Origin of the sequence: Marinobacter sp. UBA2498, assembly GCF_002341575.1 — a bacterium.
In the GTDB taxonomy this organism is placed as follows: Bacteria; Pseudomonadota; Gammaproteobacteria; order Pseudomonadales; family Oleiphilaceae; genus Marinobacter; species Marinobacter manganoxydans.
This window is the reverse complement of sequence record NZ_DDOI01000101.1, coordinates 1-7,532: the sequence shown is the minus strand read 5'-3', so window position 1 is coordinate 7,532 and position 7,532 is coordinate 1. Positions and strand designations below refer to the sequence as shown.

5 protein-coding genes are annotated in these 7,532 nt (G+C 58.2%); 2 read left to right on the top strand and 3 right to left on the bottom strand.

The window, feature by feature from the left end; all coding sequences use genetic code 11:
* Both B2W52_RS14080 and der read left to right on the top strand, forming a co-directional pair.
* The coding region (locus B2W52_RS14080) for an outer membrane protein assembly factor BamB family protein (protein ID WP_286803631.1) at nucleotides 1–504 on the top strand (504 nt) is incomplete at its 5' end.
* 9 nt (nucleotides 505–513) lie between these two features.
* The gene (gene der, locus B2W52_RS14075; protein ID WP_273018101.1) at nucleotides 514–1,935 is read left to right on the top strand and encodes a ribosome biogenesis GTPase Der; all 1,422 of its coding nucleotides are present in this window, start codon (nucleotides 514–516) and stop codon (nucleotides 1,933–1,935) included.
* Nucleotides 1,936–1,956: 21 nt separating this feature from the next.
* Here der and pta read toward each other — a convergent pair whose 3' ends face one another.
* The 3 genes from pta to B2W52_RS14060 all read right to left on the bottom strand — a co-directional run.
* Nucleotides 1,957–4,119 (bottom strand): phosphate acetyltransferase, encoded by a 2,163-nt coding sequence (gene pta / locus B2W52_RS14070; RefSeq protein WP_273071045.1) that lies wholly within the window; start codon nucleotides 4,117–4,119, stop codon nucleotides 1,957–1,959.
* Between the two features lie 27 nt (nucleotides 4,120–4,146).
* Nucleotides 4,147–5,343, bottom strand: a complete 1,197-nt coding sequence (locus B2W52_RS14065; RefSeq protein WP_273018099.1) for an acetate/propionate family kinase — start codon at nucleotides 5,341–5,343, stop codon at nucleotides 4,147–4,149.
* 26 nt (nucleotides 5,344–5,369) lie between these two features.
* Nucleotides 5,370–7,532: putative bifunctional diguanylate cyclase/phosphodiesterase (locus B2W52_RS14060; protein WP_286803630.1), on the bottom strand; the 2,163-nt coding region annotated here is incomplete at its 5' end.

Here is a 7,532-nt window from a genome sequence, read left to right as displayed (position 1 = left end):
GAAGTGGGCCAGCCTCAGGGGCGTACCGAGCTGGAAAGGCTGGTTGACGTGACTGGGCAACCCCTGGTTATTGAGACCGCCGTTATGGTGGTTGGCTACCAGGGTAAGCTTGCCCTCGTTGATATTCGCACGGGCCAGGAGATCTGGAGCCGGAAGGCGTCCAGCCTCTACTCGCCAATGATTGGTGGCGGTCAGATCTATCTGGCCTCGGCCAATGGCGACATTGTTGCCCTGAGAGGCTCGGATCGTCGGGAAGTCTGGACCCAGGATCGTCTTGCCTGGCGCCAGCTGACCCAGCCAATGGTTTATGAAGACTATCTGGTGGTGGGCGATTTCGAAGGCTACCTGCATGTCATTGACCGTGAGGATGGCAAGCTGGTTGGCCAGCTGGAGTTCGACGATGAGGGTATCCGCGTACCGGCACAGCGCCTTGCCAATGGTAACCTGCTGGTTTTTGGCAACAGCGGAAAGATGGCCGTATTCCAGGTTAAGCCGCAGGATTGATCCCCCATTATGACCCCAGTTATTGCCCTTGTCGGACGCCCTAACGTCGGCAAATCGACATTATTTAATCAGATGACCCGTTCCAGGGATGCCCTGGTTGCGGACTTTCCGGGGCTTACCCGTGACCGCAAATACGGTGAGGGCAGCTATGAGGGGCAGCGCTTCATCGTCATAGACACCGGTGGTCTTACCGGTGACGAGCAGGGCCTTGATCTTGAAATGGCCCGCCAGTCCATGCAGGCGGTAGAAGAGGCTGACATCGTATTGTTCCTGGTGGACGGTCGTGCCGGCCTGACTGCGGGCGATGAACTCATTGCAGACAGTCTTCGTCGGTCCGGCAAGCAGGCCCGTCTGGTTGTGAACAAGACCGATGGTCAGGATCCGGACATCGCGGCATCGGATTTCTACAGCCTGGGCTTTGAATCCACCTTCCTGATTGCAGCCTCCCACAACCGGGGTATCCGCTCGATGCTCGAAATCCTGCTGCCCTCAGAGGAGGAGCGGGAGGAAGAGGACCGGGCTGATCGTTACCCCGGCATCCGCATCGGAGTGGTCGGCCGGCCGAACGTGGGCAAGTCCACCCTGGTCAACCGCATGCTCGGTGAAGAGCGTGTGGTGGTTTACGATATGCCGGGTACTACCCGGGATAGCGTTTATATCCCGTACGAGCGTCAGGGCAGTCAGTACACGCTGATTGATACCGCCGGTGTCCGTCGCCGCAAGAATGTCAGTGAAGTGGTGGAGAAGTTCTCCATTATCAAGACGCTGCAGGCCATTGACGACGCTCACGTGGTTATTCTGGTCATTGATGCCCGGGAAGGCCTCGTGGATCAGGACCTTCACCTGATCGGGTTTGTCCTTGATGCCGGCCGTTCACTGGTGATCGCCGTCAACAAGTGGGACGGCATGGACCCGGAAGACCGCGCCCGGGTGAAAGAACAGGTTCAGCGTCGCCTGGACTTTCTGGATTACGCTGATAAGCACTATATCTCGGCGCTTCACGGCTCCGGCGTCGGCGTGATGTATGAGTCGGTGCAAGCCTGCTATGAGTCCGCGATGGCGAAATGGCCAACCAACCGCCTGACTGCGATTCTGCAGGATGCTATTGCCCAGCATCAGCCACCCATGGTGCACGGTCGCAGGATCAAGCTGCGTTACGCGCACCAGGGCGGTTCCAACCCCCCTGTGATTGTGGTTCACGGTAACCAAGTGGATTCCCTGCCGGGCGCATACAAACGATATCTTGAGAATACCTTCCGTAAGGTTCTGAAGGTAACGGGTTCACCAATCCGCTTCGAGTTCAAATCGGGTGAAAATCCGTTTGCCAGCAAAGTGGATCGGCTAACTCCGCGTCAGAAGGTCAAGAAGGACAACGACGAGAAGAAAGGCCGTCGTCCGAAAAAACAGCGTCAGAAGAGCCTCAAGCGCTGAGTGAGTGGCCGGGCTCAGGACTTATTCCTGGTCCGGCCCCGCACTTTCCACCTGCTTGGCCTGCACAGCGGTTAACGCAACCGTAAACACGATATCCTCCACCAGAGCCCCACGTGAAAGGTCGTTCACCGGCTTCCGCAAGCCCTGAAGCATTGGCCCGACACTGACCACACTGGCACTTCGCTGAACCGCCTTGTAAGTGGTATTGCCGGTGTTCAGATCCGGGAATACGAAGACCGTTGCCTTGCCTGCAACTTTGCTGTCCGGCGCCTTGCTTCTTGCGACGCTTTCGATGGCCGCTGCATCGTATTGGAGTGGTCCGTCTATCAGCAGATCCGGCCTGCGCTCGCGAGCGATCCTAGTCGCCTCCCTGACTTTCTCGACATCCTGACCGCTGCCCGACTCTCCGGTGCTGTAACTGATCATGGCGACCAGCGGCTCAATACCAAAGGCTTCCGCAGACTCCGCACTCTGGATGGCGATGTCGGCCAGTTCCTCGGCATTGGGGTCTGGATTGATGGCGCAGTCCCCGTAGACCACCACCTGTTGCGGCAACAACATGAAGAACACGGAAGAGACTACCTTTGCATGCTCATGGGTCTTGATCAGTTGCAGGGCAGGGCGCACCGTATTCGCCGTCGTGTGAATGGCACCGGATACCAGTCCATCAGCTTCATCCAGAGCCACCATCATGGTACCGAGAACCGCGTTGTCTTCGAGCATGGCTTCCGCCATGTCTGATGTCAGTCCTTTATGCTTGCGAAGTTCTACCATCGGAGCGACGTAGCGTTGTCGCACCTCCCCTGGATCAATGATCTCGATATCCCCGGGCAGTTCCAGATCCTGGGAATCCGCTACCCGTTTTATCTCTGCCGCATTCCCGATCAAGGCACACCTTGCCAACCTGCGTTGATGGCAGATGATGGCGGCCTGTACGGTTCTTGGCTCGCTGCCCTCCGGCAATATGATGCGCTTATTCGCGGCCCGGGCCCGCTCGGACAGCTGGTATCGGAAGGCAGGAGGGGAAAGCCTGTCCTGCCGGGCAACCTTGAGATGCTGTTGCAACCAGTTGGTGTCGATACGGGTTGCAACCGCTTCCATCGCCTTTTCAATCCGGTTGGGGTCATCAATCGGGATGGCCGCCGACAGGTTGGCCAGCATATGAGCAGTTTCATAGGTATTGGCGTCTGACCCCAGAACTGGAAGGCCTGTTTCCAGGGCCCTGTGGCACAGGGTGATCACTCGCTGGTCGGGTATCAGGCCACCGGTCAGCATCAGGCCGGCGAGGGGAACCCCGTTGAGAGCGGCAACAGCTGTGGCCACCACGATGTCTTCGCGATCTCCGGGCGTGACCAGAAGAGTGCCAGGCCTGAGGGTTTCCGTCATGTTCCGAATGCTACGGGCGCAAACCGATACCTTCTGGACCCGCCTGGCGTGCATCTGCCCCTCATTGAGGACCGGTAACCCGAGTTCCCTGGCAATGTCGGATACCCTGGGGGCCAGCAAATCCGCCTGCCATGGAATCTCGGCTAAGAGGTGAAAGCGGCCCTCGCTGAATACCGTGCACTCGGTCTGGTAGTCGACAGTGACGGGGGCAGGGTGGTTGTTGTTGGAGCGAGGCTCAAGGCCCGATTGCTCGGGCTCCCCAACCTTGTTCAGGATGACGCCAATAACGTCCGGATCACTGGGATTGGCAAACAGGCGCGACGAGAAGTCCAGTTCTTCATCCAGTTGCCTGGCGTCCAGGTCTTTGGGCGTGCTCACCAGGATTACCTCGGAACCCAGGTTGCGGGCAACTTCCACGTTCAGCCTGGCGATGTAGGCTTCGCTGCGGTCTGGGACGAGGCCTTCGATGATCACGACATCCACATCCCGGGCAACCTTCTGGTATTCACCCACGACTGTTTCGAGGAGGTAGTCGGCTTTGCCTCTGTTGAGCAGTTGTTGCGCTTCCTTGAGGGCAATCGGGTCTGGCGGGTTCAGGTGGCTGCTGGCCCTCACAAACGCCACCGACGAGTCCTGGCCAGCGTTGTGCATGGATTCTGCGCGGTGAACCGCCTGGCAGAAGGGTTTGTAGAAGCCAACGCTGACGCCTACCCGTTCAAGGGCGCGCAACAGACCCAGGCAAACGGAGGTCAGGCCTGAGTCCATGGAAGTCGGTGCAAAAAAGAGACTCTTTGCCATAGTGGTATTCCTGATGATGCGTTTGGGTCAGGCCTGAATGTCAGAGCCTGCAAGCCGAGCTGCTTCCCGGGCAATGACCAGCTCTTCGTTGGTGGGAATCACCAAAACCGGAAATCGCGAGTCGGGGCTTTCAATATGTCCGTCGCTGAATTGGCCATGATGGATGTTGAGGTCCCGGCTGAGCTCGAATCCCGTCAGTTTGAGATGGCGAATGGTCTCTTCCCTGATCCGCGGGCTGTTTTCCCCGATGCCGCCGGTGAAAACCAGAGCGTCCAGCTGGCTCAGGGACGCCATCATCGCGCCAACGTAGCGGGCCAGGCGGAAGCAGAACACATCAATAGCGGTTTGTGATGGTTCATGGCCATGGTCCGCGAGTTCACAGAGTGAGCGCATGTCGTTCGTCTGGCCGGACAGTCCAAGGAGGCCACTCTCCTGATTCAGAACCCGATGAACCTCATCCGCGGCGATGCCCTTGCTGCGGAGAAAGTCGAAAAGGCCGGGGTCGACATCCCCGCTACGGGTGCCCATTACCAGACCCTCAAGTGGCGTCAGGCCCATGCTGGTATCCACACTGATTCCGTCACGGATGGCGGTAATGCTGCACCCGTTGCCCAGATGGGCCGATATGACCGAGGTGGTTGCCGGCGTTTTGTCCAGCAAACGGGCGGCTTCTGATGCCATAAAGGCGTGACTGGTACCGTGGAATCCGTATCTCCGGATCCCCCAGTCGCGGTACCAGGCCTCTGGAAGCGCATAGAGGAAGGCCCGTCTGGGCAGGGTCTGATGAAACGCGGTGTCGAAAACGGCCGTCTGCGGTACATCGGGAAACTGTGCCAGGGTTGCCCGAATCCCGGACAGGTTGACCGGGTTGTGAAGAGGGGCAAGGCCTGCGCAGCTTTCAATGGCCTTGAGCACATCGCCATCAATGAGTACGGCCTCATGGAAGGTCTCACCACCATGAACGACCCTGTGACCTATGGCCGAGGGAGCCGTTGTCATCAGTCCCAGGTCCCGGAAAGCCGTGACCAGTGTATCTAGCGCCTGATCATGGCCGGCGCCAGCGTCCAGAGGGATCGTTCCTTCCTGGCCGTCAATGTGGGCAAATGCATCGTTCTGGCCCAGGCGCTCGGCCAGAGCGGACAGCAGTTTCCTGTGTTGGTTGTTGAACAGTGCGAGTTTCAGGGATGAGCTGCCGCAGTTCACGACAAGTACGGTGTCTTCCATGGGAATGGGCGTCCAACGGTTTCAAGTTATACGCGGTGATTGTTGGCCAGCCAGGCATCAAAGTCCGCCGCCGGCAGCGGACGACTGTAGAAATACCCCTGGGAGAAGTCGCAGCCTTCCTTCTTCAGGAAGTGGGTCTGAGCCTCTTCCTCAACCCCCTCGGCGATAACACGCAGGCCCAAACTATGAGCCATATTGATGATGGCTCTTACCAGTGAGGCGTCCTCAGGCTCCTTCATGACGTCCTGAACAAACGACTTGTCAATTTTCAGGGTATCAAACGGATAGCTCTTGAGGTAACTGAGCGCTGAATAGCCCGTACCAAAATCGTCTACCGACAACCGGATGCCGGCTTTGTCCAGTTGGCGCAGGATTTCGGCGGTTTCGATCGAGTTGTCCAGAATGAGCCGTTCGGTAATTTCGAGTTCCAGCTGTTCCGGCGCCAGGCCACTGGTTGCCAGGGCGTGCATCACAGCCTCGGTAAAACCGGGATCGCGGAACTGACGGGGCGAGACGTTGACGGAAATGCCAATGTCTTTCCCGGTGGCTTCCTTCCAGCCCATGGCGGCTCGACAGGCCTCCAGGAGAACCCACTCACCGATCGGTGTAATCAGGCCGGTTTCCTCGGCCAGGGGAATGAATCGATCCGGCATTACCATGCCCATGGCCGGATTGTTCCACCGCAGCAACGCCTCAACCGAGCAAAGCGTGCCCGAGTCGGTATTAACAATTGGCTGGAAATACAACTCGAACTCCTTCAGCTCCAGAGCCCTGCGCATGCTGGACTCCATCTTCAGGCGTTCATGGGAGACTTCGGTCATTTCCGGCGCGAAATGGGCAAACGAGCTCTTGCCCTTGTGTTTGGCCTGGTACATGGCGGCATCAGCGTGCTGCAGGAGCGTACCGCTGTTGTCGGAGTCCGTCGGGAAAATGGCGATGCCGATACTCGTCGTTACGAACACCTCCTGCCCATTCAGAATGTACGGTGGCGAGAAGGTCTTCAGGATACGCTCTGCGACCTGCGAGGAAGCCTCGGGGCCAGTCAGGCCTGGCAGGATCACGAGGAACTCATCGCCACCCAGGCGGGCAACGGTGCTGGTACCGCGAAGGCAACTTGAAATTCGACGGGCCGCCTCGATCAGCAGGTTATCGCCGGCATCGTGGCCAAGGGTGTCGTTAATGTGCTTGAAGTTGTCGAGATCCAGGAACATGACGCCCACAAGCGTGCTTTCCCTGCGTGCCTGGGCCAGTGCAAGCTTCAGCCGGTCCAGGGCAAGCATCCGGTTAGGCAGCCCTGTAAGGATGTCGTAATTGGCCTGACGCAGAAGTTGCTGTTCATAGCGTTTCCGGATGCTGATGTCCTCACCGAGGATGAGGTACCCGGTGGTGCCGCCGGCCTCGTCCTTGATCGGGGTAACAATCAGTTGCTCCCAGAAGCGTTCTCCGTTCCGGCGCACACTGTTCACTTCACCCTGCCAGACTCCGACTCGTTGCACCTGCAAGCGGATGGACTGCCACAAGTGTCGGCTATCACGGTTCTCTATGTCGTTGTCACCCAGTGCGCCAGGGTGTTTGCCGATGATGGAGGCAGCCTCATAACCGGTTAACTGGGTGAATTTCTGGTTGGCAAACTCGATACGCCATTGGCGGTCGCAGATCAGAACCGAGGAGGGGCTCTGCTCAATGGCCTTGGAAAACTTGCGGATTTCCGCCGCATCCTTTTGTTGGCGTTCCATGTCCGCGTTGAGACGTTCACGCATCTGGTTGATGGCGTCCGTGACACGGCCGAGCTCATCATTCCGGTTAGACGGCGTGTTGGGCCTTTCCAGGGTAAGTGGCTTCGACGTTGTCGTCAGTGAGAAGTCGCGGGCGTAGTTCGCCATGGTGGTCAGATGGCGCGCAACGAAATGCTGGAATATCCAGATAATCAGTATCGAAACAAAGAACGTCTTCAGGAACTGGGTCAGCAGAATGACGCCCACCTTGCGCTTCAGTTCGTCGTAGACGCGATCAAGGTCTGCGGTCACCGTCAGTTCGCCCAGCTTGAACATTTCATCGCCCTGGTGGACAAGGCTGAAGCTGTGAGAGGTGGTTTTCGCGTCCCTGGGTATCTCGCCCATCACCAGTTCAGAATCGGGTTCTATTCGCAAGCGAAGGTGCACCACATCCGGCAAGCTGAGTATGCCTCC

What these genes read in the sequence shown, in the direction of transcription:
- der (WP_273018101.1), top strand. Translation starts at nt 514, where the DNA reads ATGACCCCAGTTATTGCCCTTGTCGGACGCCCTAACGTCGGCAAATCG.
- pta (WP_273071045.1), bottom strand. Translation starts at nt 4,119, where the DNA reads ATGGCAAAGAGTCTCTTTTTTGCACCGACTTCCATGGACTCAGGCCTG.
- B2W52_RS14065 (WP_273018099.1), bottom strand. Translation starts at nt 5,343, where the DNA reads ATGGAAGACACCGTACTTGTCGTGAACTGCGGCAGCTCATCCCTGAAA.